The 26,954-nt window shown below is 70.8% G+C and carries 27 protein-coding genes and 1 tRNA gene; 11 read left to right on the top strand and 17 right to left on the bottom strand.

Annotated elements, in window-relative coordinates; translation table 11 throughout:
• Position 1 precedes the first annotated feature (1 nt).
• Together ASG51_RS01310 and ASG51_RS01305 are read right to left on the bottom strand one after the other, a co-directional pair.
• Positions 2 to 1,321: an efflux RND transporter periplasmic adaptor subunit gene (locus tag ASG51_RS01310; protein ID WP_244472753.1), complete on the bottom strand. Its 1,320-nt coding sequence runs from the start codon at positions 1,319 to 1,321 to the stop codon at positions 2 to 4.
• Between the two features lie 332 nt (positions 1,322 to 1,653).
• The gene (locus ASG51_RS01305) at positions 1,654 to 2,085 is read right to left on the bottom strand and encodes a hypothetical protein (RefSeq protein WP_156389519.1); all 432 of its coding nucleotides are present in this window, start codon (positions 2,083 to 2,085) and stop codon (positions 1,654 to 1,656) included.
• A 248-nt stretch (positions 2,086 to 2,333) separates the two neighbouring features.
• Between ASG51_RS01305 and ASG51_RS01300 the strand changes: the two genes are divergently transcribed.
• Both ASG51_RS01300 and ASG51_RS01295 read left to right on the top strand, forming a co-directional pair.
• Complete coding sequence (locus ASG51_RS01300) at positions 2,334 to 2,906, top strand: L,D-transpeptidase (protein WP_056272567.1); 573 nt, start codon at positions 2,334 to 2,336, stop codon at positions 2,904 to 2,906.
• Positions 2,907 to 2,983: 77 nt separating this feature from the next.
• Positions 2,984 to 3,784, top strand: coding sequence for a TSUP family transporter (locus tag ASG51_RS01295; RefSeq protein ID WP_056378555.1), 801 nt, complete (start codon positions 2,984 to 2,986; stop codon positions 3,782 to 3,784).
• Between the two features lie 81 nt (positions 3,785 to 3,865).
• Here ASG51_RS01295 and ASG51_RS01290 read toward each other — a convergent pair whose 3' ends face one another.
• From ASG51_RS01290 to ASG51_RS01275, 4 genes are all read right to left on the bottom strand, one after another.
• Positions 3,866 to 4,078, bottom strand: coding sequence for a DUF4287 domain-containing protein (locus tag ASG51_RS01290; RefSeq protein WP_056378553.1), 213 nt, complete (start codon positions 4,076 to 4,078; stop codon positions 3,866 to 3,868).
• A 181-nt stretch (positions 4,079 to 4,259) separates the two neighbouring features.
• Entirely contained in the window at positions 4,260 to 6,332 is a 2,073-nt protein-coding gene (locus ASG51_RS01285) for a TonB-dependent receptor (protein ID WP_244480035.1), read from the bottom strand.
• Positions 6,333 to 7,440: 1,108 nt separating this feature from the next.
• Entirely contained in the window at positions 7,441 to 8,487 is a 1,047-nt protein-coding gene (locus tag ASG51_RS01280) for a MaoC family dehydratase (protein ID WP_056272585.1), read from the bottom strand.
• Between the two features lie 93 nt (positions 8,488 to 8,580).
• The gene (locus ASG51_RS01275) at positions 8,581 to 8,883 is read right to left on the bottom strand and encodes a YggT family protein (RefSeq protein WP_056211211.1); all 303 of its coding nucleotides are present in this window, start codon (positions 8,881 to 8,883) and stop codon (positions 8,581 to 8,583) included.
• A gap of 121 nt (positions 8,884 to 9,004) precedes the next feature.
• Between ASG51_RS01275 and ASG51_RS01270 the strand changes: the two genes are divergently transcribed.
• A tRNA-Ala gene (locus tag ASG51_RS01270) sits at positions 9,005 to 9,080 on the top strand.
• A 77-nt stretch (positions 9,081 to 9,157) separates the two neighbouring features.
• On the opposite strand, the gene ASG51_RS01265 is transcribed toward ASG51_RS01270, so the two are convergent.
• Positions 9,158 to 9,511: a DUF3140 domain-containing protein gene (locus tag ASG51_RS01265; RefSeq protein WP_056378552.1), complete on the bottom strand. Its 354-nt coding sequence runs from the start codon at positions 9,509 to 9,511 to the stop codon at positions 9,158 to 9,160.
• Between the two features lie 392 nt (positions 9,512 to 9,903).
• A complete protein-coding gene (locus ASG51_RS01260; RefSeq protein WP_056211207.1) occupies positions 9,904 to 10,317 on the bottom strand; it encodes a hypothetical protein in 414 nt (137 codons plus the stop codon).
• Between the two features lie 210 nt (positions 10,318 to 10,527).
• On the opposite strand from ASG51_RS01260, the gene ASG51_RS01255 reads away from it, so the two are divergent.
• Positions 10,528 to 11,022: an HD domain-containing protein gene (locus tag ASG51_RS01255; RefSeq protein WP_056378550.1), complete on the top strand. Its 495-nt coding sequence runs from the start codon at positions 10,528 to 10,530 to the stop codon at positions 11,020 to 11,022.
• A gap of 102 nt (positions 11,023 to 11,124) precedes the next feature.
• Here ASG51_RS01255 and ASG51_RS01250 read toward each other — a convergent pair whose 3' ends face one another.
• The 4 genes from ASG51_RS01250 to ASG51_RS01240 form a co-directional block, all read right to left on the bottom strand.
• Entirely contained in the window at positions 11,125 to 11,412 is a 288-nt protein-coding gene (locus ASG51_RS01250; RefSeq protein WP_056354045.1) for a hypothetical protein, read from the bottom strand.
• Positions 11,413 to 11,631: 219 nt separating this feature from the next.
• Positions 11,632 to 11,805, bottom strand: coding sequence for a hypothetical protein (locus ASG51_RS24545; protein ID WP_200927198.1), 174 nt, complete (start codon positions 11,803 to 11,805; stop codon positions 11,632 to 11,634).
• Between the two features lie 145 nt (positions 11,806 to 11,950).
• Positions 11,951 to 12,610 carry a 3-oxoacid CoA-transferase subunit B gene (locus tag ASG51_RS01245; protein WP_056211202.1) on the bottom strand — a complete coding sequence of 220 codons (660 nt, stop codon included), beginning with the start codon at positions 12,608 to 12,610 and terminating at the stop codon, positions 11,951 to 11,953.
• A 23-nt stretch (positions 12,611 to 12,633) separates the two neighbouring features.
• Positions 12,634 to 13,362 (bottom strand): CoA transferase subunit A, encoded by a 729-nt coding sequence (locus ASG51_RS01240; RefSeq protein ID WP_056211200.1) that lies wholly within the window; start codon positions 13,360 to 13,362, stop codon positions 12,634 to 12,636.
• A gap of 369 nt (positions 13,363 to 13,731) precedes the next feature.
• Here ASG51_RS01240 and ASG51_RS01235 point away from each other — a divergent pair, with 369 nt between their 5' ends.
• Positions 13,732 to 15,597, top strand: coding sequence for an AsmA family protein (locus ASG51_RS01235; protein WP_056378548.1), 1,866 nt, complete (start codon positions 13,732 to 13,734; stop codon positions 15,595 to 15,597).
• Positions 15,598 to 15,619: 22 nt separating this feature from the next.
• Here ASG51_RS01235 and ASG51_RS01230 read toward each other — a convergent pair whose 3' ends face one another.
• The 4 genes from ASG51_RS01230 to ASG51_RS01215 are packed head-to-tail and all read right to left on the bottom strand — an operon-like array spanning position 15,620 to position 19,071.
• Complete coding sequence (locus ASG51_RS01230) at positions 15,620 to 16,393, bottom strand: ABC transporter permease subunit (RefSeq protein WP_056378546.1); 774 nt, start codon at positions 16,391 to 16,393, stop codon at positions 15,620 to 15,622.
• Positions 16,390 to 17,277, bottom strand: a complete 888-nt coding sequence (locus ASG51_RS01225) for an ABC transporter permease subunit (RefSeq protein WP_056211188.1) — start codon at positions 17,275 to 17,277, stop codon at positions 16,390 to 16,392. The genes ASG51_RS01230 and ASG51_RS01225 overlap by 4 nt, the downstream gene beginning before the upstream one ends.
• A gap of 2 nt (positions 17,278 to 17,279) precedes the next feature.
• Complete coding sequence (locus tag ASG51_RS01220; RefSeq protein WP_056378544.1) at positions 17,280 to 18,362, bottom strand: ABC transporter ATP-binding protein; 1,083 nt, start codon at positions 18,360 to 18,362, stop codon at positions 17,280 to 17,282.
• A gap of 16 nt (positions 18,363 to 18,378) precedes the next feature.
• The gene (locus ASG51_RS01215; RefSeq protein ID WP_056180343.1) at positions 18,379 to 19,071 is read right to left on the bottom strand and encodes a Crp/Fnr family transcriptional regulator; all 693 of its coding nucleotides are present in this window, start codon (positions 19,069 to 19,071) and stop codon (positions 18,379 to 18,381) included.
• Positions 19,072 to 19,254: 183 nt separating this feature from the next.
• Here ASG51_RS01215 and ASG51_RS01210 point away from each other — a divergent pair, with 183 nt between their 5' ends.
• From ASG51_RS01210 to ASG51_RS01185, 6 genes are all read left to right on the top strand, one after another.
• Entirely contained in the window at positions 19,255 to 21,129 is a 1,875-nt protein-coding gene (locus ASG51_RS01210) for an ABC-F family ATP-binding cassette domain-containing protein (RefSeq protein ID WP_056378542.1), read from the top strand.
• 477 nt (positions 21,130 to 21,606) lie between these two features.
• Positions 21,607 to 22,590, top strand: a complete 984-nt coding sequence (locus ASG51_RS01205; protein ID WP_056378539.1) for an alpha/beta fold hydrolase — start codon at positions 21,607 to 21,609, stop codon at positions 22,588 to 22,590.
• 70 nt (positions 22,591 to 22,660) lie between these two features.
• The gene (locus ASG51_RS01200; RefSeq protein WP_056378537.1) at positions 22,661 to 23,095 is read left to right on the top strand and encodes a heme-binding protein; all 435 of its coding nucleotides are present in this window, start codon (positions 22,661 to 22,663) and stop codon (positions 23,093 to 23,095) included.
• 4 nt (positions 23,096 to 23,099) lie between these two features.
• Positions 23,100 to 24,701, top strand: coding sequence for a peptide ABC transporter substrate-binding protein (locus tag ASG51_RS01195; protein ID WP_056378535.1), 1,602 nt, complete (start codon positions 23,100 to 23,102; stop codon positions 24,699 to 24,701).
• A complete protein-coding gene (locus ASG51_RS01190) occupies positions 24,698 to 25,621 on the top strand; it encodes an ABC transporter permease subunit (protein ID WP_056378533.1) in 924 nt (307 codons plus the stop codon). Before ASG51_RS01195 ends, ASG51_RS01190 begins: the two co-directional genes overlap by 4 nt.
• Entirely contained in the window at positions 25,618 to 26,700 is a 1,083-nt protein-coding gene (locus ASG51_RS01185; RefSeq protein WP_056378531.1) for an ABC transporter permease, read from the top strand. Before ASG51_RS01190 ends, ASG51_RS01185 begins: the two co-directional genes overlap by 4 nt.
• Here ASG51_RS01185 and ASG51_RS01180 read toward each other — a convergent pair.
• On the bottom strand, positions 26,684 to 26,932 hold the full coding sequence (locus tag ASG51_RS01180) for a hypothetical protein (protein ID WP_056211173.1): 249 nt from the start codon (positions 26,930 to 26,932) through the stop codon (positions 26,684 to 26,686). The genes ASG51_RS01185 and ASG51_RS01180 overlap by 17 nt on opposite strands.
• Between the last annotated feature and the right edge of the window lie 22 nt (positions 26,933 to 26,954).

Raw genomic sequence — 26,954 nt, 5'->3', positions numbered from 1 at the left:
TTCAGCGCACCTGCGACACGGGCTTGGGTGAGGCAGAACTCGGTGAATCGGAATTGGGCGACGCCGAGGTCGATGACGCAGGCTTGGGCGTGCCGGGCGCCTCGGCGGCCTCGCGCTCCGGTACCTCCGTATCACGGGGCTTCGGCTCGGCGTCGGCGGTGGCGATCTTCAGCTCGACGGTCTTCACCTGCTGGCCGACGGTGATCTTCTGCACGCCTTCGACGACCACCCGGTCGCCGGCCTTCAGGCCGGAGCGGATGACCCACTGGTTGTCGACCACCGGGCCGACTTCCACGGGCTGAAGCATGACTTTGCTGTCGTCGCGCACCACCCAGACCTCGGCTTTGCCGTCGTTGGTCCGCTGGATCGCCTGCTGCGGCACCGCGAGCGCATCGGTGTCGATGCCCTGCTTGATGCGGGCGCGCACGTACATCCCCGGGAAGAGCTCGTCATGCGGGTTCGGGAACAGCACGCGCAGGGTGACCTGCCCGGTGCTCGGGTCCGCCGTGACGTCGGAGAACAGCAGCTTGCCGGCCGAGCCGTAGAGCGTCCCGTCATCCATGATGATGTGAACGTTGGCCGTGTCGGCCGAGAGGCGCGAGAGCTCGCCGCTGGCGAGATCGCGGCGCAGCTTGTTCAGCTCGCCCACCGACTGGGTGATGTCGACGTAGATCGGGTCGAGCTGCTGGATGGTGGCGAGGTTGGCGGTGCCGCCCTGCTCCACCAGCGTGCCCTCGGTGAGGAGCGCGCGGCCGATGCGGCCGGAGATGGGCGCGCGGACGTCGGTCCAGTTGAGATTGAGCTTGGCCCGGTCGCGGGCCGCCTTGGCGCCGGCAACCTCGGCCTCGGCCTGCTTCAGGGCGGCGTAGGCGCTGTCGTACTGGGCCTGGCTCGCCGTCTGGCGCGAGAGCAGCTGCTCCAGGCGGTCGGCCTGCTGGCTCGCGAGGACCTGCGCCGCCTCGGTGCGGGCGAGGGCGGCCTCGGCGCTCTGCAGTTCGACCGCGAAGGGGGCCGGGTCGATCTTATAGAGGAGGTCGCCCTCCTTCACGAGGCTGCCCTGCTCGAACGTGCGCTTCACGACGAGGCCGGACACCCGCGAGCGGACCTCGGCGATGCGCAGGGGCGCCACGCGGCCGGGGAGATCCCGAACGTACGGAATCGGCTGCTCGCGGACGGTCACGATGTTGACCTCGGGGATCGGGCCCGGAACCGGCGCCGCGGCCTGCTGCTTCTGATTGCAGGCAGAGAGAGCGACCAGGACGACGCCCGCGGCGAGCGCGGTCGGCCGGGCCCCGAACAGGCGGTGATTGAAAGACGTCACGATCGCGTCGCTCCTGCGAGATTCTGGCGGATGGCCCGCGTGGCGCAGGCCGGCATCGCCGCATTCAGGGTCCAGGGCCCCGTCGCCGCGAGCGGTCCGGGCCATGGCAAGCGCTGGGCCATATGGCATGGCCGGGCGCGGTGGGGGCGGTGACAGGGGCCGAGGCATCGCCCGCGCCGCGGCGGCGCGGGTCGCATCGCTTAGACCCGGCCCGAATCGTCCGGTGACGATCCCGGAGATGGCCCACAATCTGGGCGTTCCGACGACACGGGTTGTATTCAACGCGAAAAAGTGACGTCGAATTCCGTGAGCGCCGGACGACTCCGGACCGTTCAGGCCGGGAGGGCGAGCCTGGGGGGGCGCTCGAGGGGAGCGACCGCGCGCGTCGCAAGGACCCGTAGGCTGCGCGGCATCGCGAGGCGATCCACCCTGTGCTTCGTCACGCGCGGGATCCGCAGGGTTGCGACGCTGCCGAAGCTGTCGTCGAGGTCGGCCATCGCAGCCGAGACGCGCAGGATCGTGTCCCGGTTCTCGGGCAGCGAGGCCTGAGACATCACAGTCTGGCGGGCGAAGCCGTGCGGTACGTCCCCCGCCATCCGCATCAGAGGCAGGACGGCGCAGACGAGGAGCAGGAGCGCGAGGAGACCGGACGCAAACACGCCGACGGCGCGCACGACCGGGCGCGCCGCCGAGGGCGAAGCCGGTTCATGCACGTGCGAAGCCGCTTCGGCGGCGCGTGCGATCTGGACAGTGTTGGGTCTCACCGCACCGAGTCTGGGGATAAGCGGGCTTGGCCGCAAGTTCCTGCGGCATCGTGTCTGGGGGCCTGATGGCCCTCCGAGGGATCCCGAGTCGGGGCGTTGCCGGGATCACACAGGGGCACCGCGTTCGATCGCGGTGCGGTTGACCCCCCTTCCCCATCGCGCCAAGGCTCTCGCCCCCGACCACAAGCCTCCGGGAAAGCCGGGTCCTCGCGCCCGCCCTTTGCCGGTCCTCGGCTGGAGGAGAGACCATGCAGACGCGCCGCGTTTTCGCCGCATCCGCCCTCACGGCGGCCCTAACCGTATCGACCGGACCGGCCTTCGCCGGAAACCCGTTCGACAGCGGGCCGATCGCCGACTTCATGAACATCTTCAAGGAGCAGGCGATTCCGCGCGAGACCGTCGCCTGGAAGGGCGCCGAGAAGCCCGGCACCATCGTGGTCTCGACCAGCCAGCGGCGGCTCTACTACGTGCTCGGCGGCGGCCAGGCCGTGCGCTACGGCGTCGGCGTCGGCCGCCAGGGCTTCTCGTGGTCCGGCGAGAAGCACGTGACCATGAAGAAGGAGTGGCCGGATTGGCGCCCGCCGTCGCAGATGCTGGCGCGCCGCCCCGACCTGCCGCGCTTCATGGCCGGCGGCCAGGACAATCCGCTCGGCGCCCGGGCGCTCTACCTCGGCTCCTCGCTCTACCGCATCCACGGCTCGAACGAGCCCGAGACCATGGGCGCCGCCGTCTCCTCGGGCTGCATCCGCATGACCAACAAGGACGTGGTCGATCTCTACGATCGCGCCAAGGTCGGCACCAAGGTCGTCGTCCGCAACTAAGGCGTGCGTCCGGCGCTTCCCCTCGATCGCCATCCCGCCTCCAGTCGGCCCTCACTGGACCATGACATGAGGACGGGATGATCTTCGGGGTGGATATCGGCCTGATCGCGGGTCTGTTCGCGGTCGCGGTGGCGGCCGGCTGCGTCGACGCGATCGCCGGCGGCGGGGGTCTCCTGACCCTGCCGGCCCTGCTGCTCTCCGGCCTCGATCCCGTCTCGGCGATCGCTACGAACAAGCTCCAGGGCAGTGCCGGCGCGGTCTCCTCGACCCTCGCCTTCGCGCGCCGCCGCCTGATCCACTGGCCCGACGCCTGGAAGATCGCGGTGAGCGCCGGCTGCGCCTCGGTGGCGGGCGCGCTCTGCGTCAGCCTGCTGCCGCGCGCGGTGCTGGATGCCGCCGTGCCGATTCTCCTCGTGGCCATCGCGATCTACTTCGCGACCGCCAAGCGCATGAGCAACGAAGACGCCACCGCGCGGATCACCCCGAACTGGTTCGCCCTGACCTGGGCCCCGGCGGTCGGCTTCTACGACGGAGTGTTCGGCCCCGGCGCCGGCGCCTTCTACATGATCGGCTTCGTGACCCTGCTGGGATTGGGCGTGGTGAAGGGCACCGCCCACACCAAGCTCGCCAACGCCGCGAGCAACCTCGGCAGCCTCGCGCTCTTCGCGCTCGGCGGCCACGTGGTCTGGACGATCGGCCTGATGATGGCGGTGGGCGCCTTTCTCGGTGCGCAGATCGGCTCGCGCCTGGCGATCCGCATGGGCGCCCGGCTGATCCGCCCGCTCCTCGTCACCATCGCCTGCCTGATGGCCCTGCGCCTCCTCTCCGACCCGGGCAACCCGCTGCGCCGGGCGGTGGCCGGATGGTTCGGGGGATGACGGCCACCGCAGGGCGTCTGCGCCACTGAGAGGGCCGCGCGGTCTCCGCCGCCGTCGGCGCGCGGTGTCAGCGGGAGCGCGTCACGATTTCTGCGCTGCCAGGACGTGCGACACGATCGCGTTGGCGTGTCCATGCCCCATCCCGTGCTCGGCCTTCAGCATCGCCACGAGGTCCATGTGCTTGGCCGGAAGTCTCTCCCGGACGAGTTGCTGCCACGCCGCGATCGGGCGGCCGTACCGCTTCTCGATCGACGGGAAATACGACGCCGGTCCCTTGGTCGGTTCAGCCGGCATGGCAAAGCTTCCTCCGAAGGTGTCGTCGGCCCGATGTTTGCCGACGGGAGGCGCGGCCCGCAAGACCTCCGCGCCGGAGCCCGGTCGGAGCGCCAAGGTGCGATGAGCGTCCCCGCGCTTTTCCCGTCGCGGCCCCGAGGGATCGCGTCCGGTCGGAGCCGCTCCAGGCCGTTCGGTCCCGTCAGAACGTATAGGAGGCGGACACGACGAAGGTCCGGGGCGAGGCGACCGTCACGAAGGTGCCCGTCGTCAGCCAGTACCGGTTGTCCGCCACGTTCTCGACGTTGAAGCGGAAGACGAACGGCCTGTCGTCGAGGATCTTCGCGTAGCGGAAGCCAAGGTCGAACCGCGTCCAGTCCGGGAAGCGGACGGTGTTGGCGCCGGTGAGAAAGGAGCCGGAGGTGTAGAGGACCCGGCCGTTCAGGGCGAGGCCCGGGACCCAGGGGGTATCCCATTCGAGGCCGGCGGAGACGGTCAGGTCCGGGACGCCCGCGGCGTCGTTCCCGCGCTGGAGCGGGTCGATCGGCTTGGTCAGTTCGGGACGCAGGAAGGTCGCGCTCGCGAATCCGCGCAGGGTCGGTGCGAGCGCCCCGAAGGCCGACAGCTCCAGACCCTGGTTGCGCTGCTCGCCGTTATACGCCAGGGCGTTGGTCGCCGTCTGGACCTGGTCCGGCCGGCTGATCTGGAACAGGGCCGCCGTCGTCGTGAGGATGCCCCAGTCGACCTTGATGCCGACTTCCTGCTGATCCGATTTGTAGGGACTCAGGATCGCGCCCGCGTTGCTGTAGCCGGGTCCCACGATGGTGCCGGCCGTCAGGCCTTCGGCATAGTTCGCGTACAGGGAGACGTTCTTCCAGGGCTTGAACACGATGCCGGCGAGCGGCGACGTGGCGTCCGCGTCGTATTCGCTGGTCCGCGCCTGGGTGACGGTGTCGTAGCTCTTCTGGTTCACCATCTGATAGCGGACGCCGGCGGTCAGCAGGACGGTGTCGTCGAAGGCCGACATCGTGTCTGCGATGGCGACGCTCGTCAGGGTGGTCCCGGCATAGCGCTGCGGGGCGATCCGCTCGCCGGTCACGACTGGCAGCGGCGCCGGCCGATAGATGTTGGACGGGACCGACTCGTCGGCCGAGTTCGCCACGTAGGCGTAGCCGTCCTCCCGCGTGAACCCGGTATAGACGAGGTTCACCGAGTGATTGATGAACCCGGTGTCGAAGCGGGCCTTCAGACCGGCATTGCCGCTGACGGTGCTGCTGTAGGAATCGTAGAAGGCGTTCACGAGCCGGAAGTTGCCGAGAACGTCGGCACCGCTCGGGAAGCCGAACACCCGGTAATCCGGGAAGGTCTGCCGATTGGACCCCGCGCGATATCCGATCCCGCCATAGGCCGTCAGCCAGTCGGTCAGATCGTATTCCAGGAAGGAGGCGACCGTGTTGTCCCGCTGCTGGAGTTGCGTCCCCGGGAACCAGTTGCTGCGCCCGCTGGGCGGGCGCGGGATGAAGGCGATATCCGATTGCAGGCCGATCTGCGGCCGGAAATTCTTGGTGTCGTCGTTCTGGGAGATCACGTCGAGCGCCCAGCGCAGGCGCTCACCCTGATAGTCGAGGGACAGGGCCCCGAGTCCCGTCCGCAGCTTTCCGTCCCGGATCGTCGCCTCGCCGTCCCGGGCCAGGCCGTTGAAGCGGACGCCCCATTCCTTGTTCTCGCCGCCGCGGGTGCTGGCATCGACATGAACACCGAAATTGCCGGGGCTGATGTATTGCGGCGTCACCTGGACGAAGGGCACATCGAGGGCGCGTTTCGTAACGATGTTGATGCTGCCGCCGACGCTGCCGCCCGGCGGAATGCCGTACATGAACGCGCCGGGTCCCTTCAGAAGCTCGATGCGCTCGATGTACTGCGCCGCCACGCGATTGGACGAGACCAGGCCGTAGAGGCCGTTCAACCCGACATCCTGCGCCTGAACCTCGAAGCCGCGGATCTGGAAGGTGTCGCTGAAGCCGTTGCTGGCCGTCGTCAGGCGGACCGAAGCGTCGTTGACGAGGGTATCGGCCGCGGTGCGCGCCTGCTGGTCCTGGATGACCTGCTGCGTGAAGTTGACGGTGCTGAACGGCGTGTTCAGGGCGTCCCGCGTTCCGAGCACACCGAGGGATCCGCCCCGCGCGAACTGGCCCCCGGCATAGGGCGGCGGCAGATCCTTCAGGAGCCCGACGCCCTGGCCGCCGCGCCCCGTCCCCCCGGAAGGCCCCGCCACCGAAAGCTCGTCGAGCCGCACGGATTCTTGCGCTTTGGCGCTCGACGTCAGACCTGCCGAGCTGAAAACCAGCGCAGTCGTGCTGATCAAAGCATACGTCGAGGTTGCTGACAGCGCTGAGGTGATCTTGCGCACCCGTAAATCCTTGTGCTGGCGCCCACGCCGCGTATCGAACTCTTGAGGATTACCTTAGAGTGATCCTAAATTGCTCATCGATACGTCGACATGTCTGGCGGTTATTCGATCACGCGCTGGTGATCAAGCGTCGGCAGAAAATGGTTCGGGGCCCGTGCCTTTGCGGCAACAATTCCTAATTGTTCTAATGCGGAAGTGCCAGAAATCGGGGGTGCGGAGGGGGCTTCGCTCCGGCCCCGATTGGTCGCTACGCGAATTTTTTGGGCGATGATCCGGCGCATGTGTCCAGAAAAGCAGGTCGACCCAGGTGTCCTAATGATCTGCTTTGAAGACTTCCTGCGAGAGGCCGGCAGACTGTATTCGACGACGATGGGAAATGGAGCCGCAGTCCTGCGCACGAGATGCGTCGACTTTCACGCAGACAAGGCGACGTTTCGGACGGGGGCGACTGTGTCGGCGGCGGCCTGAGCGACGCGATCCGAGCGCATATCGCGGAGCCGTCCCGCACCGGAAACGCCGGGGGCGCCCGCGACGACGAGATCCGTCGCGGCATCGCCGATGGCATCGCGCAGTGCGCGCGGCGCCTGGATCCGAAGCCGGGGGGGAGCGGGGGCACGACCAGGCGACGGGTACCGTTTGAGCGTCCGCGGCGGAGCAGGCCAAAGCCGAGAATCGTGTCGTCGCTGCCCGGGCCGTGGACGCCGAGGCCCGGTCCTTCGCGGACGGAGCGTTCGGCGGGGTGGTCCCGACCCTCGGCGGGATGGTCGCGAGCCGTCCCGCGACCGCCGCCGCGGGTCTGCCGGCGAGCAGGGCGCTGAGTCGCCGGGGAGCGGTTCGCCGGCGGCGACGGCCCGACCTGGCCGGGGACTGCGTCGCCTTCCACGTCCGGTTCGCGACCCCGCACGGCATCCGCCGCTCGTCGCCACCGGACCAGCCCGCCCGGCCCGTCATGCGCCGGGCCGGGACCGGGGGGTCAGCGCGGCATGAACGCCCAGTAGTCGAGGTCGAGGATCACCGACGGGTCGTAGGCGTCGCCGACCTTGTCGGGGTGGTTGCCGCAGGGCTGGTTCTTGGTGGCCACCGTGCGCAGGCGCAGCGCCCCGATATCGGTGCGGCCGGGGAGCTCGGCGGTCTCCAGCACCTCGCTCCAGGCATAGACCGTGTCGCCGGCGAAGAGCGGGGCGACGTGGCGGCCGGCATTGATGCCCGCCAGCGCGAAGGCGTTGCCGAGGCCGTTGAAGCTCAGGGCCCGGGCCAGCGAGATCACGACGCCGCCGTAGATCAGCCGGCGGCCGAAGCGGGTGTCCTTGGCGGCGTAGCCGTCGAAATGCACCTTGGCGGTGTTCTGGTAGAGGCGGGTGGCGATCTGATGCTCGGCCTCCTCGACGGTCATGCCGTCGACATGGTCGATCTTCTCGCCGACGACGTAGTCGCCGAATCGGTGGGGCGAGCCTGAGAGCGCGCAATCATAGGCGGCCGGGTTCAAGGGCGGCAGGGCCCCGGCGAGGTCGGCCGGGTCCACCACCTTGGCGAAGGTCGGCACGTGCTCCTGCGCGATCTTGGCCTCGGGGTCGCGTTTCTTCACCAGCACCCAGCGGCAGTAGCTCAGCACGGTCTCGCCGTTGGCGTCCGAGCCGGTGGAGCGCACGTAGACGACGCCGGTCTGGCGGTTCGAGCTCTCCTTCAGGCCGATGACCTCGGAGACCGTCGAGAGGGTCTCGCCCGGATAGACCGGCCGGCGGAAGCCGCCCTCGGCGTAGCCGAGATTGGCCAGCGCGTTGAGGGAGATGTCCGGCACGGTCTTGCCGAAGACCACGTGGAAGGTGAGGAGGTCGTCGAGGGGGCTCTGCGGATAGCCGATGGCGCGCGCGAAGGCGTCCGAGGACTGCACGGCGAAGCGCGGGCCGTAGAGCGACGTGTAGAGCGCGACGTCGCCGAGGGTGACCGTGCGAGGCGTGGCGTGACGGAGGGTTTCCCCGAGGCGGTAATCCTCGAAGAATCGGCCGGGATTGGTCTTCATGACGGTCTCGTCCCCAGGGCGACGCGATGGCGCGTCTGTTTTTTGATGTCGGGCGGGCCGTCGTTGCGCCCCGCCCCTCGAAAGCCCGACCGGTCAGCGGATGTAGACGGAGGTCTGCGTCGGCACGAATTCGTGCAGCAGGCGGCTGGCGAACAGCAGCAGCAGCACCAGCACGATCGGCGAAAGATCGACGCCGCCGAGGTTGGGCAGGATGTTTCGGATCGGGCGCAGCACCGGCTCGGTGAGGCGGTAGAGCACCTCGCCGATCTGCGACACGATCGGGTTGCGGACATTCACCACATTGAACGCCACGAGCCAGCTCAGGACGGCGCTGGCGATGAGGACGTAGATGTAGAGCTGCACGACGGTGTCGAAGAGCCAGATGAAGGCGTTCATGCGCGGAAACGATGTCCTCGTGGCCCGCGCCCGCGGGACGCATCACGCCCACGCAAAGCTGCAGGATTTCGGGAATTGACAGGTCGGCGTGAGCGAGCCTAAAAGGCCGCCACCCCGGAACGGGGCTGTAGCTCAGATGGGAGAGCGCCGCAATCGCACTGCGGAGGTCAGCGGTTCGATCCCGCTCAGCTCCACCAGGTTTCCCCAACGCGGGACGGCCGGTGGTTTTCCAACCCGCGATCCGACCTGATCCGAAGCCCGCTCCGGGCCGGACTCAGTCGTCCTTCAGCGGATCGTGTCCCCAATTCATCAGCGACAGGCGCCAGGGGGACTCCTTCACCTTGTCGGCCTCCTTCGGGCCGCCCTGCTTGAGGTGACGGTGCACGTAGCCGACGACCTTGGCCATGTGCGCGTAGTCGTCGTCGGTGAGGTCGGTCTTCTTGGTGCGCAGAAGCTCGACGATGCGCCGCCCCTCGCGGTGGCCGGTGGCTTCGCCGCCATCCTTCTTCTGGCCGACCGATTGGCTCTCGTCGGTCTCCAGGAACGCGTCGAGCTTGGCCGCCGTCATGTTCACGGCCTCGTGGAACGCCTTGTAGGTCTCGGCGTGGTCGTCACCCTTGTCTGCCATGCGGTTCTCTCCCGAAACGATCGGGCGGAAAACCGGGGTGAAACCCGCGCGGTTCCGACCCCGCGACGGCGCGTCCGCTCAGGCGATCAGTTGGGCCGCGCCTACGCGATCAAGCCGGCCGTGCCTATGCGATCAACCGGGCCGCGGCTACGCGATCAACCAAGCCACACCCATCACGCCGGCCAGGAATATCCCGTAGGTCACCAGGACGGCGACGATCTCACGGTGCTGGATGACGATGTTTTCTGAGGCGGACAGCATGGCGGTATGGCCGGGAGTGAAACGAGACCCTTCATCTCACGCCCGGCCTGAGAATTCGATGATCAGAACCACGGCGCCGACGAGGAAATTGCCGATGTCTCCCGGCGGCCACAGAGGCGTGCGCGGCCTCCTCAGGCCGGACGGTCGGCCGGCTGGTCGAACAGGAAGTCGTCGACGGCCGGGATGGTGACCGCGAGGCCGGCACCCGCGCCGTAGCTCGCCTTCGAGAGGCGCCACGGCGACTCGGTCCGGGCGCGGATGGCCTCGGACGGGCGCAGGCGCCGGGGCGTGCCGTCGGCCCCGATCTCCTCGATCAGCACGAAGCCGTAGACCTGGAGCCGCGCCGCGATCAGCTTGGTCTCGCGGTCGCCCGCCGCCACGGACAGGCTGCCCGTGGCATAAACCGAATCCATCAGGGCACGCTGCTCGCTGCGCCGGGCCGCGAGGCCGCCGCGGGGCGCCGACGGGGCTGCCGCCGACGGCTGGGGGCGGAGGGCGCGTCGGAAGGGGACCACATTGTCCATCGTCGCCGGAACGCTGCCCATACGCCACTGTCCTCACGCTGCACTCGAAGGGCCGGGCGAACGCCCCGGCACATCCCCTGATTTCGACGGTTCCGCTTAATGGGCCGCTAACGTTACCGGTCGGCGACGTCCCGTTTCCGGGCCGAACCACCGATGCACGGCCGCGCTTGTGGATCGCTCGGCGGAATGGTCTACCGGGCCGGCAGGTCCGGCCGGAGAGGAGCGCGCGGCATGGCATCCATCTTCGAGGCCCACAGCTTCGCGATGATCGCGCATGCGGGGCAAATCGATAAAGGCGGGCAACCCTACATTCGCCACCTGGAGCGGGTCGCCAATGCGGCGGTCGGCCGGGCGGGGCACGCGAAATCGGTGGACCGCCTCGCCATCGAGCCGATGGAGGTGATGCAGGCCGCGATCCTCCACGACGTCCTCGAGGACACCCCGACCACCCCGATCGCCCTGCGGGCCGAAGGCTTTTCCGACGCTGTCATCGCTATGGTGGTGATGCTGACGAAGTCCGCCGAGCCGGTGCCGTACGACGCACGCATCTCCGCCCTGATCGCCAGTGGCCATCTCGGGGGGCTGCTGATCAAGATGTCCGACACGGAGGACAATCTCAGCCCCGACCGGACGCTGGCGAACGGCGAAGCCCGGCATGCGCGCTACGCGGAGGCGTTCGGCCGCCTGAAGGCCGCCGCCGCCGCGCTCGGCTACACGGGTTCGTAGTCGGGCTCGCAAAAAGCCCCGCAGTGGGGCTGCGGGGCTCGGAACGCACTCAGGCCCTTCGACGGACCCCGATGGGGCCTGCTCACGGGCTTACTTGCGGGCTTACTTGCCGCTGGGGGCCGCGCCGCTGCCGGTCTCGCCGTTGCCGCCGGTGCTGCCGCCGGGCGCGCCGACGGTCGCGGTGCTGGGCCCGCCGGAGGTGCCAGCCGGGGCCATGGTCGAACCCGTGGTGGCGGGGGCGCCCATCCGCTCCATCGACTTCTCGCTGTTGCTCTTCACGCTGCCCGGATTGTTCATGTTGCCCTCGGTACCCGTCGCGGTCTGCGCGAAGGCGGTCCCCGTCAGGGCCAGGGCGATCGAGCCGGCAAAGGCAAGGGTCTTGATAGACATGCTGCGGTATCTCCCAGTTTTCGTTAGCTGATCGACCAACGCAGGCCCGCAATCAATTGTTCAAATTCTTTATCCAGGCTTGGCCCGCCCGGCACCGATCCCGTGGTCCGGTGTGGCGCGAACGATTCCGATCGTCGTGCCCGGTCGCGGGCACATTCGGCGGTGACCCACTCGACCCCGGCGAAGCGGGAGCCGGCGGCGCCGGCTCCCGCGCGGTCCTCAGGTGTCACTCTCGGCCCGGTCGGTGTTCTGCTCGGCCTCGTCGTAGGTGTAGCCCTCGAGCCAGTCGGCGCTGTTCTGCGAGCCGGCCGGATAGGGATTGACGGAGTCCGGCTGGCCAGCCTGCTTGGCCGCCCTGCCCTCGTCCATCACCGTCTTGGATACCACTGCCATGTCGTGCGCTCCCGTTTGGACCTGTGCCTTACGGTAGGGCGCCGCCGGCGCGCGGGGACCCTCGGGCCCGCAAAAACCCGCCGCGGCCGGCGCCGGGCGGGTTTCCGTCGCCCGGGCGGAGCGGCTCCGCCCGGGACCACGCCGCTCAGGCGAGCTTGGTGGTGAAGCGGGCCGTGGTCTTGGCGCGGACCTCGTCCTCGGTGACGCCGTCGGCGAGTTCGACCAGCGTCATGCCCCCGTCGCCCTTCTTGTCGATGGCGAAGACGCCGAGGTCGGTAATGACCATGTCGACCACGTGGGTGCCGGTGAGCGGCAGGTCGCAGGCGTCCAGCAGCTTGGGGCTCTCCGAGCCGTCCTTGCCCTTGGCGGTGTGCTCCATCACCACAACCACCTTCTTGACGCCGGCCACGAGGTCCATGGCGCCGCCCATGCCCTTCACCATCTTGCCCGGGATCATCCAGTTGGCGAGGTCGCCGTTCTCGGCCACCTGCATCGCGCCGAGGATCGACAGGTTGATGTGGCCGCCCCGGATCATCCCGAAGGATTCGGCCGAGGAGAAGTAGCTGGTGGTGGGCAGCGCGGTGATCGTCTGCTTGCCGGCATTGATCAGGTCGGCATCCTCCTCGCCCTCGTAGGGGAAGGGGCCCATGCCGAGCATGCCGTTCTCGGATTGCAGCTGCACCGACATCCCGTCCGGGATGTAGTTCGACACGAGGGTTGGGATGCCGATGCCGAGGTTCACGTAGTAGCCGTCCTGCAGCTCTCGTGCGGCGCGCTCGGCCATCTGTTCGCGGGTCCAGGCCATGATCGTGGTCTCCTTGTCGGCTCTCAGACGGCGGCGGGCGGCACGGCGGGCTCGCCGCGCTTGCGGGTGGTGCGCTGCTCGATGCGCTTCTCGCGCTCCGGCACGTGGACGAGGCGCTTCACGAAGATGCCGGGGGTGATGATGGTGTCGGGATCGATCTCGCCGGGCTGCACCAGATGCTCCACCTGGGCCACGGTGATCGTGGCGGCGGTGGCCATCATCGGATTGAAGTTCCGCGCCGTCTTCCGGTAGATCAGGTTGCCCTCGGTGTCGCCCTTCCAGGCGTGGACGATGGCGAGGTCCGCGAACAGGCCGCGCTCCATCACGTAGTCCTCGCCGTCGAATTCGCGCACGTCCTTGCCCTCGGCGATCAGGGTGCCGACGCCGGTCTTGGTATAGAAGGCCGGGATACCGGCGCCGCCGGCGCGGATGCGCTCGGCCAGCGTGCCCTGGGGGTTGAACTCGATGGCGAGCTCGCCGCCGAGGTACTGGCGGGCGAATTCCTTGTTCTCGCCCACATAGGACGAGATCATCTTGGCGACCTGGCGGGTTTCCAGGAGCTTGCCGAGGCCGACGCCGTCGATGCCGGCATTGTTGGAGACCACGGTCAGGTTCTTCACCCCGGACGCGCGGATCGCATCGATCAGGGCGTCGGGAATCCCGCAGAGGCCGAAGCCGCCGCACATGATCATCATGCCGTCCTTCAGCACGCCGGCCAGCGCCGCCGTGGCGTCGGGATAAACCTTCTTCATGGATGCCCTCCTGTGTGGTTCTGTTCTTCGTCGGCGCGACCGTCACGCGAAAGCGGCGTCCTGCCAACCCCTTGTCGCGGTGCGGCCGTTACATTTTGCACTGCGCGGCACCGCTCGGATCGGGTCTGAGCGCGGGTCCGACCGGACGGCGTGGCCCGGGGGCGCTCGGGCCGGCGGGACCGTTCCGGCGCGCTGCGTGGTGGATGGCACCGGGGCGTCGCCCCCGCCCGGGGAGACAAGCCGGGCGCCGAGGCCTATCAGGAGAGGGTCGCCGGGTCTTCCGCGCGTCGCGGCTGCCGGGGCCGGACACGCCCATCCCCTCGTCGATCACGCGGTCCGCCGCGCGTCCCACACACCGGATGGAGGGGAATGCCCCTGCGCCGCCTCCTGTCCCTGATGTGCCTCGCGGCGTTCGTCGTCGCCCTCTCGGCCGCCTGCCTGCCCTGGTCGGTCGCGACGCCGCGCCTGCGGGCCTTCGTGGCACGGGACTTCGCGCGGGTCTACGGGCTCGCCATGACCGCGCGGGGGCCGACCGAGGTCACCCTGCTGCCGCTGCCGCGCCTGGGGTTTCGCGATGTCCGCCTGGCCGCGGGCGGCGTCGACGGTCCCGTCCTGGCGGAGGGCGGCGCCCTCTCCCTCCAGCTGAGCCTGCTGGCCCTGTTGACGGGGCGCCTCGAGGTGAACACCCTGGGGCTCGACGGCGCGACGGTCTACCTGCCCTCGGGGCCGGACGACGCCCGCTGGGCCGAGCCCGTTCGGCTTCTCGGCGCGCGCCTCGCGGTGGACGGCGCCGCGCATCCGCGCCGCATCAGCCTGTCGCGTGCCGTCGCCAAGGGCCTCGATCCCCGGGACGGCTCTCCCCAGACCGCCCGCGACCTCGACCTGACCCTGTCCTGGCCGCTCTGGAGCGCCCAGGCCGAGATCTTCGGCAGCTTCCAGTGGAGCGCCATGCCGACGCGGTTCTCCGTCTCGGGCCTGCGGGTGATCGACCTCCTCGACGGCGGCGCCACCCCCTACGCCCTCACGGCGAGCTGGGCCGCCGGGACCCTCACGGCCGAGGGCAGCGGCGTCGTCCGGGCCGAGGGCCTGACACTCACCGGGCTCGGCCAGTTCGAGACGCGGTCCCTGCCGGAGACCCTCGCCTGGGCCGGTGGCGACGTCGCCCTCTCGCCGTTCGTCAGGGCGTTCGGGATGACCGGCAATTTCGAGATGACGGGGCGTCAGCTCCTGCTGCCCAACGTCCGGGTCTCCTTCGGCGACAATCGCCTGGAGGGGGCCGGTGCCGTCTCCTTCGAACGGGGCCGTCCAGCCGTGCAGGCGACCCTGGCGGCCGAGACGCTGAACCTGGCCCCCCTGCTGGCGGATCTGCTGAGAGCCGTCGGCGCCACCGCCGGCGCCCCCGACTGGCGCCTGCGCGCCCTCGCCCTCGCGCCCTATACCGGCGGCGACCTCGACCTGCGAATCTCGGCGGGCGCGGCCCGGTTCGGTCCGATCCTCGCCGAGGACCTGGCCGCCAGCGTCCTGGTCCGGGACGGGAATATCGAGGCGTCCCTGAGCCGCGCCGCCCTGGGGGGCGGAACCCTCAAGGGCCGCCTCGCCCTCGCCACCTCGCCCGAGGACGCGGCCGTGACCGACGCCAAGGTGCAGGGTGCCTTCGACCGGCTCGACCTGGCGGTCGTCCCCGGCGCGCTGCGCCCGGAGAACTGGATCCTCGGCACGGCGCAGGGCCAGTTCCAGGCCGAGGGCTCGGGGGCCGACCTGCACGCGCTCCTGCAGCATCTCGACGGTCATGCCGCCCTCTCGGTCGACGCCGGCACCCTGATCGGGCTCGACCTGAACGAGGCGGCCCAGCGCAACCGGATGCCGGCCCGGCGCGTCGGCCGCACGGCGTTCGAGCGTGCGACCTTGAGCCTGCGCTTCCGCGACGGAATCGGCGAGATCACCGAGGGCACGATGGAGGCCAACGTCATGGCCGCCTCCCTGCGCGGCACCGTCTCGCTGCCGGACCGGCGCTGCGACACCCTCGCGGAGATCTCCGCACGGGGGACGGCGTCGGAGAAGCGGCCGCCGATGCGCGTCCAGATCGCGGGTCCCTTCGGCAACCTCGACGTGCGCAGCCTCGCCCAGGACGCCACGCCGGACCTGCGCGGCGGCGCGGTGGCGCCGTCAAAGTCCCTGCGGATGCCGGCCGTCGGGCTGGCCCTCCCGGCGGGCGCCCGCGCCTACGCCCCGTAGCGGAAGCCCGGCCCTCGGCGTTTCAGGCTACACCCTTGCGCCCGGTCAGCCACGAGGCGGTGAGCACGAGGGCGGTGACGGTGCCGACGAGAAGCGTCGAGGCCGCGTTGATCTCCGGGTTCACCCCGAGCCGGACCTGGCTGTAGAGCCGCATCGGCAGGGTCGTCGCCCCCGGCCCCGAGACGAAGCTCGCGATGACGAGGTCGTCGAGGGACAGGGTGAAGGCGAGGAGGAAGCCCGCCGCCAACGAGGGCGCGATCAGCGGCAGGGTGACGGTGGCGAAGACCCGGCCCGGCGCCGCGCCGAGATCGGCCGCCGCCTCCTCCAGCGCGCCGTCGAGACCGCGCAGGCGCGCCCCGACGATCACCGCCACGAAGCCGAGGCCGAGGGTCGCGTGCGCGACGACCAGGGTGAGGAGGCCGCGATCGAGGCCGAGGCCGACGAAGAGCAGCAGCAGCGACAGCCCGGTGATCACCTCGGGCATGACCAGCGGCGCGTAGATCAGCCCGGTGAAGACCCGCCGGCCGGCGAAGCGCCCGCCCCGGTCGAGGGCCAGGGCCGCCAGGGTCCCGAACACCGTGGCGAGGGCGGCCGAGGCCAGCGCCACCGCGAGGGAGACGCCGGCCGCCGCGCGCAAGGGGGCGTCGGCGGCGAGCACGCCGTACCAACGGGTCGAGAACCCGCCCCAGACCGTGACCAGGGCCGAGGCGTTGAACGAGTAGACCACCAGGATCAGGATCGGCGCGTAGAGGAAGCCGAGCCCGAACGTGAGGGCGATGCGGTCGAGGGCCCTCACCGGCCGGCCTCCCGCGCGGTCGCCCCGTCCTCGCGGAACAGGATCAGCGGGCCGACCACCAGGACGAGGACCAGGATCGCCACCGCGGAGGCGAGCGGCCAGTCGCGGTTGGAGAAGAACTCGCTCCACAGCACCCGCCCGAGCATCAGGGTGTCCGAGCCGCCGAGCAGGTCCGGGATGATGAACTCGCCCACCATCGGCACGAAGCAGAGCAGCGCCCCGGCCACCAGCCCGGGGCGGGCCAGCGGCAGGGTCACGGTCCAGAACACCCGCGCGGGCCCGGCGCCGAGATCGGCCGCGGCCTCGGCCAGGCGTGGGTCGCGCTTGGCCAGCACGGCGTAGAGCGGCAGCACCATGAAGGGCAGGTAGGCGTAGGTGAGCCCGATCAGCACCGCCCCTTGGGTGTTCAGGATCTCCAGGGGCTGCGCGATCAGCCCGAGCCGCATCAGGCCGGCGTTGAGCAGCCCCTCGGGCTTCAAGATCGCGATCCAGGCATAGATGCGGATGAGGAAGCTCGTCCAGAACGGCACGATGAGGAGCGCCACGAGGAGCGGCTGACGGCGCTCCGGGGCGCGGGCCATGGCGTGGGCGATCGGGGTGCCGATCAGGGCGAGAATCGCGGTGGCGACGGCCGCGAGCGTCACGGAGGACAGGGCGGCGTCGCGGTAGAGGGCGTCGCCCGCCAGCGTTTCGAAGTTGGCGAAGTCGAGGGCCTCGAGGAAGCTGCCCCAACCCTCGAACCCCGCGCTCCAGTCGAGCACCGGCAGGTAGGGCGGCTGCGCGGTGGCCGGCGTCGAGAGGCTGATCTTCAGGGTCAGGATCACCGGCAGCAGCACGAAGGCGGCGAGCCACAGGGCGGGCAGGACCGGGAGCCAGCGCTTCATGCTCACCCCGCCGCCGGCATCAGCCAGGCCCGCTCGGGCGGATAGGACAGGTGGACGGTCTCTCCCACGCCGGGCGCGTCGGCGCCCGTGGGCGCGCTCACCCGCCAGAGCGATCCGTCGGCCATGCGGACCCGGAGCCGGATGCGGTCGCCGAGATAGGTCGTCTCGACCACCTGCCCGGGCAGGGCCCGTCCGTCCCCGGACGGGGTGCGGGCCAGCGCGATCCGTTCGGGCCGCAGGGCGATGACGCCTTCCCCGTCGGCTGCGCCGCGGGCGCGCATTGGCCCGAGCGCGGTGTCGAGGGTGGACAGGCCGCCGGGGTCGCGATCCGGCACCCGGCCCGGGATCAGGTTCACGTCGCCCAGGAGCCCGGCGACGAAGCGGTTGGCCGGGCGCTCGTACAGGCTCGCCCCGTCGCCGATCTGCGCGAGGCGGCCGCCTTCCATCACGCCGATGCGGTCGGCCAGCGCCAGGGCCTCGCCGGGATCGTGGGTGACCACGAGGAAGCTCGTGCCGAGGCGCCGCTGCAGGGCGCGCAGCTCCCCTTGCGTCTCCTCCCGCAGGGCGCGGTCGAGGGCGCCCAGCGGCTCGTCGAGGAGCAGCACCTTCGGCGCGCGCGCCAGGGCGCGGGCCAGCGCCACCCGTTGCCGCTGCCCGCCGGACAGGGTGTCGGGCCTGCGCGGGCCGAACCCGTCGAGACGCACGAGGCGCAGGAGCTCGTCCACCCGCGCCTGACGCGCCGCGCGCGCGAGGCCGGTGAGGCCGTAGGCGATGTTGGCGGCCACGCTCATGTGCGGGAACAGGGCGTAGGACTGAAACATCATGTTGACCGGCCGGCGATGCGGCGGGTCGGCCGTGATGTCGGTGTCCCCGAGGCGGATCGTGCCCGAGGTCGGGGTCTCGAAGCCGGCGATGAGGCGCAAAAGCGTGCTCTTGCCGCAACCGGAGGGACCGAGCAGGCAGACGAACTCGCCGGGCTGCAGGGTGAGGTCGAGGTCGGCCACCGCCGCGTGCGCGCCGAAGCGCTTGCCGAGGCCGGCACAGGTCAGCAGGCCGGCGGGACCGGGCGCGCGCGTCGACGCCATCGCGGGTGCCGGACCCTCAGCCGTCCTCGCGCAGCGCTTCGGCGACGCGGGCCTCCAGGAGGTCGGGCCGGCGGATCACCAGGGCGCCGCGCGTCCGGTCGATCAGGCCGTCGGCCGCCATCACGGTGAATTCCCGCGTCACCTGCTCGCGGCGGCAGCCGATGCGGGCGGCGAGCACATGGTGGTAGGGCGGCGGCGTGACCACCCGCTCGCCGTCGCCGCCGGCGCGGGGCACCGACAGGCGCAGCAGCTCGGCATAGAGCCGGTGGCGCAGGTCGAGGAGCGCGTGCTCCATCAGGCGGGTGTTCAGCTCACGCACGCGCTTGGCCAACAGGCGGAACAGCCGGTCGGCGATCGCCTCGGAGGCGAAGATGATCTGCCGGAACACGGGGGCGGGCACCACGCAGACCTCGCCGCGGGTCAGGGCCGTGACGTTGGCCGAGCGGCCGATGCCGTCCAGCGCGGCCAGCTCGCCGAAGAAGGCGCCGCCGCGCATCTCGCCGAGAATCACTTCCTTGCCCGATTGCGAGCGGTTGAGGATGCGCACTTCGCCGGAGGCCAGGAAATAGACGTCGGTGGAGACGTCGTCGTAATCGACCAGAACCTCGTTCTCGTCGAAGCGGCGCCAGTGGCAGCGCGTCTCGTAGACGGACAGCTCGATTCCCGGCTCCTTGAAGAACGGGATGGTCGTCAGCCGTCCTGTGGTCACGCGTCCTGCCCCCTCGATGATCGAACCTGATCGATACGCCGTGCAATTCCTGGGTCAAGCTGTCCCGTACTGCTCGCCTGCCGATAGGCGTGGATGCGAGGTCCGCGCCAACCGCACAGGCCGGTGCGGGGCGCGCGGCCCCGGCCGCTTGCCAGTGAGGCCCCGACCCCGCAAAAGCGCGCCATGCTCCGCGTCAACGACCTCACCTACCGCATCGGCGAGCGCCTGATCCTCGACGGCGCCACCTTCGTCATCCCGGATCGCGCCCGTGTCGGCCTCGTCGGGCGCAACGGCGCCGGCAAGACCACCCTGTTCAAGGCGATCCTCGGCGAGCTGCCCACCGAGGGCGGCACGGTGTCGATGCCCAAGGGCATGCGCATCGGCGCGGTGGCCCAGGAGGCGCCCGCCGGCCCCGAGACCCTGCACGCCGTGGTGCTGGCCGCCGACACGGAGCGCGCCCGCCTGATGGCGGAGGCCGAGCACGCCGACGGCCTGCGCCGCGCCGAGATCGAGACCCGGCTGGTGGACATCGAGGCGCATTCGGCGCCCGCCCGCGCGGCGGCCATCCTGCACGGCCTCGGCTTCGACGCGGAGGCGCAAGGCCGGCCCTGCTCGGACTTCTCCGGCGGCTGGCGCATGCGCGTGGCGCTCGCCGCGGTGCTGTTCTCCGAGCCCGACCTGCTGCTCCTCGACGAGCCGACCAACTATCTCGACATCGAGGGCACGATCTGGCTCTACGACTACCTGGAGCGCTATCCCCGCACGGCCGTCATCATCAGCCACGACCGCGACCTCCTCGACGAGTGCGTGGACCATATCCTGCACCTCGACCGGGGCAAGCTCAGCATCTACCGGGGCGGTTACACGAGCTTCGCCCGGCAGGTCGCCGAGAAGCGCGTGCTCCAGGCCAAGGCGAAGCAGAAGCAGGACGCGGAGCGGGCCCATCTCCAGAGCTTCGTGGACCGCTTCAAGGCCAAGGCCACCAAGGCGCGCCAGGCCCAGTCCCGGGTCAAGCGCCTCGCCAAGATGGAGATCATCGCCTCGGTGATCGAGGACGACGTGCCGGCCTTCCGCCTGCCGAGCCCGGAGCGCCCGCTCTCCCCGCCCATCGTCGCCATGGAGCGGGTGCAGGCCGGCTACCCGGACCGGATCGTGCTCACGGGCCTGAACTTGAGCCTCGCACCCGACGACCGGGTGGCGCTGCTCGGCGCCAACGGCAACGGCAAGTCGACCTTCTGCAAGCTCATCGGCGGGCGCCTGCCTCCCTTGAGCGGCGACTTGCGCCGCTCCTCCAAGATGGAGGTGGCCTATTTCGCCCAGCACCAGCTCGACGAACTGCGCCCGGCCGAGAGCGCCTACGCCCATGTCCGCGACCTGATGCCGGACGTGCCCGAATCGAAGGCCCGCGCGGCGGCGGCCCGCCTGGGCTTCTCGGGCACCAAGTCGGAGACGCCGGTCTCCCAGCTCTCCGGCGGCGAGAAGGCGCGCCTGCTCATGGGGCTCGCGGCCTTCCGCGGCCCGCACCTCCTGATCCTCGACGAGCCGACCAACCACCTCGACATCGAGAGCCGCCAGGCCCTGGTGGAGGCGATCAACGACTACGAGGGCGCCGTCATCCTGGTGAGCCACGACCGCTTCCTGGTGGAGGCCTGCGCCGACCGGCTCTGGCTCGTCTCGAACGGCAGCGTGAAGGCCTTCGACGGCGACATGGACGATTACCGCCGCTACGTCCTCGCCGGGCCGGAGCGCGAGGCCGAGAAGGGCGCGGCGGACTCCACCGGCGGCGCCAAGGCGGTGGAACGGCGCTCCAATGCCGACCGCCGCGTCGCTCTCGCACCCCTGCGCAAGAAGCTCGAGGGCGTCGAGGCGCGCATGAAGAAGCTCACCGACGCCATGGCCAAGATCGACGCGGCCCTCGCCGACGGCACCGCCTTCCAGGCCAACCCGGCCAAGGCCGGCGAACTCGCCAAGATGCGCGCCGACGCCGCCGCCGCCCTGGAGACGGCCGAGGAGGAGTGGCTGGAACTCAGCGGCGAGATCGAGGGCGCGACGGCCTGAGCGGGTCGAGACGCTCCCCGCGGTGCTGCGATACTCCAGGAGAGGACCCCGTGTTCGAAATCAGCCCGCAGCACCCCGTCATCCCGGGGCCGCGCAGCGGAGCCCGGGATCCAGACACGCAGGTCGTGTAAGACTTCACGCTGTCGGCGGTTCTGGATTCCGGGCTCGCCTGCGGCGCCCCGGAATGACGGTGCGGTCGCGGCTGCCTTTCCGGTGATGGGGGTTACGCACGCATCCTCCCTCGACCGGCGGCGGCTGGCGAAGCCACCCCCACGCCTAATCTCTCCCCACAAGGGGGAGAGGGACGCGCCCTGTCCTGGGTCGTCGTTTGCTGAAGAGGCACGACGCACCCCTCCTCCCCCCAAGGCGAGCGAGACGCGCCCTGATCGTGAAAGGACCAGCACCGACCGCAAGGCCGCTCGGAAACATCCAAACCGCCGGGGCGTTTCCGACGGCGCAACCCGAGGGACCCCGACGATGCCTGATGCCCCCCGCCGCCGGCTCGGGCCCTTGCTGGCGCTGCTTCCTTTCGGTGCCGCCGGGGCCTGGATCGCCTATAGCCGCCTCGGCATCGACCATCGTCGCCGGATGCCGCCCGCCCTCCCCGCCCGGCAAGAATGCCTGGGCAGCGATGCGGGCGGGCTGTCGTTCTACGCCGATGGGCCGGCCGAGGGCGTGCCGCTCCTGCTGATCCATTCCGTGAACGCGGCGGCCAACGCCTACGAGGTCCGGCCGCTCTATCGCCATTACGCGAGGACGCGCCCGGTCTACGCCCTCGACCTGCCGGGCTTCGGCTTCTCCGAGCGCAGCGACCGGATCTACACGCCGGAACTCATGACGGACGCGATCCACGCCATGGTGGCCGAGATCCGCCACCGGCACGGGGGCGCCGCCATCGACGCGATGGCGCTTTCCCTCTCGGCCGAGTTCCTGGCCCGGGCGGCCCTGGCGCGCCCCGACGATTACCGCAGCCTGGGGCTGATCAGCCCGACCGGTTTCGACAAGCGCTACGAGCGCCGCAATCCGTCCGGCAGCGACACGGCCCGGGCGGTGGCGGCCTATCCGCTCTGGGGCCAGGCGCTGTTCGACCTCCTCGTCAGCCGCCCGAGCATGCGGTTCTTTCTCGAGAAGACCTGGGGCTCGCGCAGCATCGACGAGGGCCTGCTCGAATACGATCAGGTCTCGGCCCACCAGCCCGGCGCCGAATTCGCGCCCTTCTCGTTCCTGGCCGGGCACCTCTTCGCCACCGAGACGGGCCGGATCTATCCCCGCCTCGAGGGGCCGGTCTGGATGGTGCACGGCACCCGCGGCGATTTCGTCGACTACCGATACGCCGACCGCTTCCGCGGCGATCCGAACTGGACCCTCGACGTGCTGGAGACGGGCGCTTTCCCGCATTTCGAGCGCCTGGGCGCGGTCACCGCCCGCTACGACGCCTTCTTGGCGCGCCACGCGCGTTGAGCCCCTGGTCGGTCGCGCCGCGCCGGGTTAGTCGAGGAGCACGCCCGCTCGATAAAAATCCGGAGCCCCGATGTCCGACCTCACCCTCGCCGCCGCGCAGACCATCGTCGCCATCGCCCTGGAGACGGCTCGCGCCCACGCGCTGAAGCCCCTGGCCGTGGTGGTCTACGACGCGCGGGGCGCCCTCAAGGCCATGGGCGCCGAGGACGGGACCTCCCTGCGCCGGGCCGAGGTGGCCATGGGCAAGGCCAATGGCTGCCTCGCCCTCGGCCTCGGCGGTCGCGCGATCCACAAGCGTGCCGAGGAACAGGCCTACTTCGTCGCCGCAATCAGCCACCTCGTCGGCCCCGCCGCCCTGGTGCCGGTGCCGGGCGGAGTGCTCATCCGTCGGGGCGAGGCCGTGATCGGCGCGGTCGGCATCTCGGGCGACACCTCGGACAACGACGAGCTCTGCGCCGTGGCCGGCATCGAGGCGGCGGGGCTCACCGCGCAGACCGGCGCCTGAGGCGATGCGGCGCCCGCATCGGCGGCACTGGCTCGTCGGCGGCGCGGCGCTCCTGGCCGCCGGGGGCCTCGGCCGGGCCGTGGCCGCGCCGGCGAACCTCTACCGGCGCGGCAACGATGCGGACCCCGAGACCCTGGACCCGCATAAATCCTCGACGGTGGCCGAGGCGCATATCCTGCGCGACCTCTACGAGGGCCTGCTCACCTACGACAATTATGGCGCGATCATTCCGGGGGCGGCCACCGCCTGGACCGTGTCCGAGGATCGCCTGACCTACGACTTCACCCTGCGCGCCGACGGGCGCTGGTCGAACGGCGACCCGGTCTTAGCCGGGGACTTCGTCTTCGCCCTCCGGCGCATCCTCGCCCCCGCCACGGCGGCGAAATACGCCGAGATCCTGTTCCCCCTGAAGAACGCCCGGGCGGTGAACCAGGGCGGACTGCCCCCCGAGGCCCTCGGGGTCGTCGCCCCGGACGAGCGGCGCCTGGTGCTGACCCTGGAGCAGCCGACGCCGTACCTGCTCGAACTCCTGACGCACCAGACCTCGCTGCCCGTGCATCCGCCCTCCCTGGCCCGCCACGGCGATGCTTTCGCCCGGGCCGGCAACAGCGTGACCAATGGCCCCTACCGCCTGAGGGAGATGGTGCCGAACGACCGCATCACCCTGGAGCGCAACCCGCATTTTCATGCGGCGGCCACGGTCGCGATCCCGCAGGTGGCCTTCCTGCCGACGCCGGACCTGTCCAGCGCGGTCCGGCGCTACGCGGCCGGCGAGATCGATTCGCTGGCCGACCTGCCCGGCGACCAGATCGCTTCGCTCAAGGCGCGCTTCGGCTCCGAAGTGGTGCTCGGCCCCTCACTCGGCCTCTATGCGCTCGCGGTGAACACCCGCAAGGCGCCCTTCGACGACGTCCGGGTCCGGCGCGCCCTCTCCCTCGTCATCGACCGCGAGTTCCTGGCGAGCCAGCTCTGGGGCGGGACCATGGACCCGGCCTATTCCCTCTGCCCGCCCGGCCTCGACCATTATCGCAGGCCGCCCGAGACCGAAGGCCGCGAGGCCCTGCCGATCGATCGCGAGGACGAGGCCCGGGCGCTGCTGGCGGCCGCCGGCTTCGGCGAAGGCCGGCCCCTGCGGCTCGAGTATCGCTTCAACACCAGCGACAACAACCGCAACACGGCGCTCGCCATCGCCGACATGTGGCGCGGCATCGGGATCGAGACCCGCTTCGTCTACACCGACGCCAAGACCCACTTCGCCTACCTGCGCGACGGCGGCGCCTTCGACGTGGCGCGCATGTCCTGGATCGCGGACTATTCCGATCCGCAGAACTTCCTGTTCCTGCTGGAGACGGGCAATGACGGCCTCAACCCGGGCCGCTACAGCAACCCGGCCTACGACGCCCTGATGCGGCGGGCGGCGGCCGAGCGCGACATCACCCGACGGGCCGACCTCCTCTCCGCGGCCGAAACGATCGTGGTCACCGAGCTGCCCTGGATCCCGGTGATGCACACCCGCTCGAAGGCCCTGATCGCCCCGCGCCTCGCCGGCTATCACCCGAACCTGCGCAACGCCGCGCCGACCCGGTTCCTGAGGCTGACGGTGTGATCGGCTTCGTCCTGCGCCGCCTCCTCCAGGCGATCCCGACCCTGTTCGCCGTGGTCACCGCGAGCTTCTTCCTGATCCGCCTCGCCCCGGGCGGGCCCTTCGACCTGGAGCGGCCCCTGCCCCCGGCCGCCATGGCCAACCTCGCCCGGGTCTACGGCCTCGACCAGCCGCTGATCGCCCAGTACGGGCGCTACCTCGGCGCCCTGCTCACCGGTGATTTTGGGCCCTCCTTCTCGTTTCGCGACCTCACCGTCGGCGACCTGTTCGCCCGCGGCCTGCCGGTCTCGATGACGCTGGGCGCCCTCGCCCTGGCGCTCGCCCTGGTGCTCGGCATCGGCCTCGGCGCGCTGGCGGCCTTCCGCCGGGGCAGCGCCGCCGACCGCCTCGTCGGCCTCACCGCCGGCCTGACGCTCGCGGTGCCGACCTTCGTGGTGGCGCCCCTGCTGCAGATCGTGTTCGGCCTGACCTTGCGCTGGCTGCCGGTGGGCAGCTGGGAGAACGGCGCGCCGGCCAACCTCGTGCTCCCGGTGGTCACCCTGGCCCTGCCCCAGGTCGGGGCGCTCGCCCGCCTCACCCGCGCCGCCCTGGCGGAGGTGCTGGCCGCGCAGCCGGTCCGGACCCAGCGCGCCATGGGCCTGCCGCCGCACCGCATCGCCCGCCACGCCCTGCGCGGGGCCCTGCTGCCGGTGGTGGCGATCCTCGGGCCGACGGCGGCCTCGCTGCTCACCGGCTCGGTGGTGGTCGAGACCATTTTCGGCCTGCCCGGCATCGGCCGCTACTTCGTCGACGGGGCGCTCAACCGCGACTACACCCTGGTGATGGGCACCGCCGTGCTGGTGGCCGTCTTCGTCATCGCCCTCAACCTCGTGGCCGACCTCCTCTCCGGCCTTCTCGACCCGCGCCTGCGGGCGGCCCGGTGAGGCGCGTCCTCGGGCGCCTCGCCCGCAACGGGAATGCCCTGGCGGCCCTCGCCGTCCTGGGGCTGGTCGCCCTCGCCTGCCTCGCCGGTCCCCCGCTCACCGGCCACGATCCGGGCCGGATCTATCCCGACCTCGTGCGCACCGCGCCCTCGCTCCGGGCCCATCCGCGCCCCGAGGCCATCGCGCCGGCGGTGGAGCGCCTCGCCTTCCGCATGCGGGTGACGGCCGCGGACATCCGGGTCGCGGACGGGCGCCTGCGCGTCACCCTGTCGGCGCCGAACCCGATCAACGCGCGGGTGCTGAGCTACCTGCCCCGCTCGGACCTCTTCGGCCCCGCCACCATCCTGTCGCGGGAAGCCGAGGGGCGCCGCCTCGTGGTCGAGGCGCCGGTGCGGCGGCTCTTTTTTCCCCTCGGCACCGACGTGCTCGGGCGCGACCTCCTTACGCGCAGCCTCGTCGCCGGCCGGATCTCGCTCCTCATCGGCCTCGTCGCCACCGGCGTCGCGCTCCTCATCGGCGTCACCTACGGGGCGGTGGCGGGCTATGCCGGCGGCCGGGTCGACGCGGTGATGATGCGCGGCGTCGACGTGCTCTACGCCCTGCCCTTCGTGTTCTTCGTCATCCTGCTGCTGGTGTTCTTCCGGGCCGGGCTCGGGCTGATCCTCGTCGCCATCGGCGCGGTGGAATGGCTCGACATGGCCCGGATCACCCGGGCGCAGACCCTGTCGCTGCGCCACCGCGACTTCGTGCGCGCCGCCGAGGCGCTCGGCCTCTCCGCGGTCGCGATCCTGCGCCGGCACATCGTCCCCAACACCCTCGGGCCCGTCACCGTGGCGGCGACCCTGCTGGTCCCCAAGGTGATCCTGCTGGAAAGCTTCCTCTCCTTCCTCGGGCTCGGCGTGCAGGAACCGTCCACGAGCTGGGGCGCCCTGATCGCCGAGGGCGCACGGGCCATCGAATCCGCCCCCTGGATGCTCGCCGCCCCGGCCGGGTTCCTCGTCGCCACCCTGGTGGCACTGAACGTGCTGGGCGACGGCCTCGCCGAGGCCCTCGACCCGCGTCTCAGCGCGGATTGGTGAGTCCGGGATAAACCACCCGGACCACGCGCCGCTCTTCCGGGATCTCCGAGACCGGCCGGCCCTTGGCGTCCCGCGCAGGGCCCGCCTCCGCCGGCACGACGTCGCTCGGCCGCAGTCGCCACGGATCGAGGGGCCGCGCCGCCGCGCCGCGTCCCGCTTCGGATGCGGCGGCGGGCGGGACCCCGAGGGCGGTGAGGGCGAGAAGCAGGGCGGAAGACACGCGGGCAGGCATCGGCAGGGCGTCCGGGAGAGCC

The organism is Methylobacterium sp. Leaf465 (assembly GCF_001424705.1).
GTDB lineage: Bacteria > Pseudomonadota > Alphaproteobacteria > Rhizobiales > Beijerinckiaceae > Methylobacterium.
The sequence above is the reverse complement of the archived record's forward strand: the minus strand, read 5'-3'. Positions and strand labels throughout refer to the sequence as shown.

Coding starts and splice junctions, on each gene's coding strand:
- ASG51_RS01275 (WP_056211211.1), bottom strand. CDS start 8,883: ATGAACGCCTTCATCTGGCTCTTCGACACCGTCGTGCAGCTCTACATC.
- ASG51_RS01250 (WP_056354045.1), bottom strand. CDS start 11,412: ATGTCTATCAAGACCCTTGCCTTTGCCGGCTCGATCGCCCTGGCCCTG.
- ASG51_RS01180 (WP_056211173.1), bottom strand. CDS start 26,932: ATGCCTGCCCGCGTGTCTTCCGCCCTGCTTCTCGCCCTCACCGCCCTC.
- ASG51_RS01200 (WP_056378537.1), top strand. CDS start 22,661: ATGTCCGACCTCACCCTCGCCGCCGCGCAGACCATCGTCGCCATCGCC.
- ASG51_RS24545 (WP_200927198.1), bottom strand. CDS start 11,805: ATGGCAGTGGTATCCAAGACGGTGATGGACGAGGGCAGGGCGGCCAAG.
- ASG51_RS01240 (WP_056211200.1), bottom strand. CDS start 13,362: ATGAAGAAGGTTTATCCCGACGCCACGGCGGCGCTGGCCGGCGTGCTG.
- ASG51_RS01245 (WP_056211202.1), bottom strand. CDS start 12,610: ATGGCCTGGACCCGCGAACAGATGGCCGAGCGCGCCGCACGAGAGCTG.
- ASG51_RS01220 (WP_056378544.1), bottom strand. CDS start 18,362: ATGGCGTCGACGCGCGCGCCCGGTCCCGCCGGCCTGCTGACCTGTGCC.
- ASG51_RS01225 (WP_056211188.1), bottom strand. CDS start 17,277: ATGAAGCGCTGGCTCCCGGTCCTGCCCGCCCTGTGGCTCGCCGCCTTC.
- ASG51_RS01205 (WP_056378539.1), top strand. CDS start 21,607: ATGCCTGATGCCCCCCGCCGCCGGCTCGGGCCCTTGCTGGCGCTGCTT.
- ASG51_RS01235 (WP_056378548.1), top strand. CDS start 13,732: ATGCCCCTGCGCCGCCTCCTGTCCCTGATGTGCCTCGCGGCGTTCGTC.
- ASG51_RS01280 (WP_056272585.1), bottom strand. CDS start 8,487: ATGAAGACCAATCCCGGCCGATTCTTCGAGGATTACCGCCTCGGGGAA.
- ASG51_RS01300 (WP_056272567.1), top strand. CDS start 2,334: ATGCAGACGCGCCGCGTTTTCGCCGCATCCGCCCTCACGGCGGCCCTA.
- ASG51_RS01255 (WP_056378550.1), top strand. CDS start 10,528: ATGGCATCCATCTTCGAGGCCCACAGCTTCGCGATGATCGCGCATGCG.
- ASG51_RS01290 (WP_056378553.1), bottom strand. CDS start 4,078: ATGCCGGCTGAACCGACCAAGGGACCGGCGTCGTATTTCCCGTCGATC.
- ASG51_RS01210 (WP_056378542.1), top strand. CDS start 19,255: ATGCTCCGCGTCAACGACCTCACCTACCGCATCGGCGAGCGCCTGATC.
- ASG51_RS01260 (WP_056211207.1), bottom strand. CDS start 10,317: ATGGGCAGCGTTCCGGCGACGATGGACAATGTGGTCCCCTTCCGACGC.
- ASG51_RS01295 (WP_056378555.1), top strand. CDS start 2,984: ATGATCTTCGGGGTGGATATCGGCCTGATCGCGGGTCTGTTCGCGGTC.
- ASG51_RS01265 (WP_056378552.1), bottom strand. CDS start 9,511: ATGGCAGACAAGGGTGACGACCACGCCGAGACCTACAAGGCGTTCCAC.
- ASG51_RS01195 (WP_056378535.1), top strand. CDS start 23,100: ATGCGGCGCCCGCATCGGCGGCACTGGCTCGTCGGCGGCGCGGCGCTC.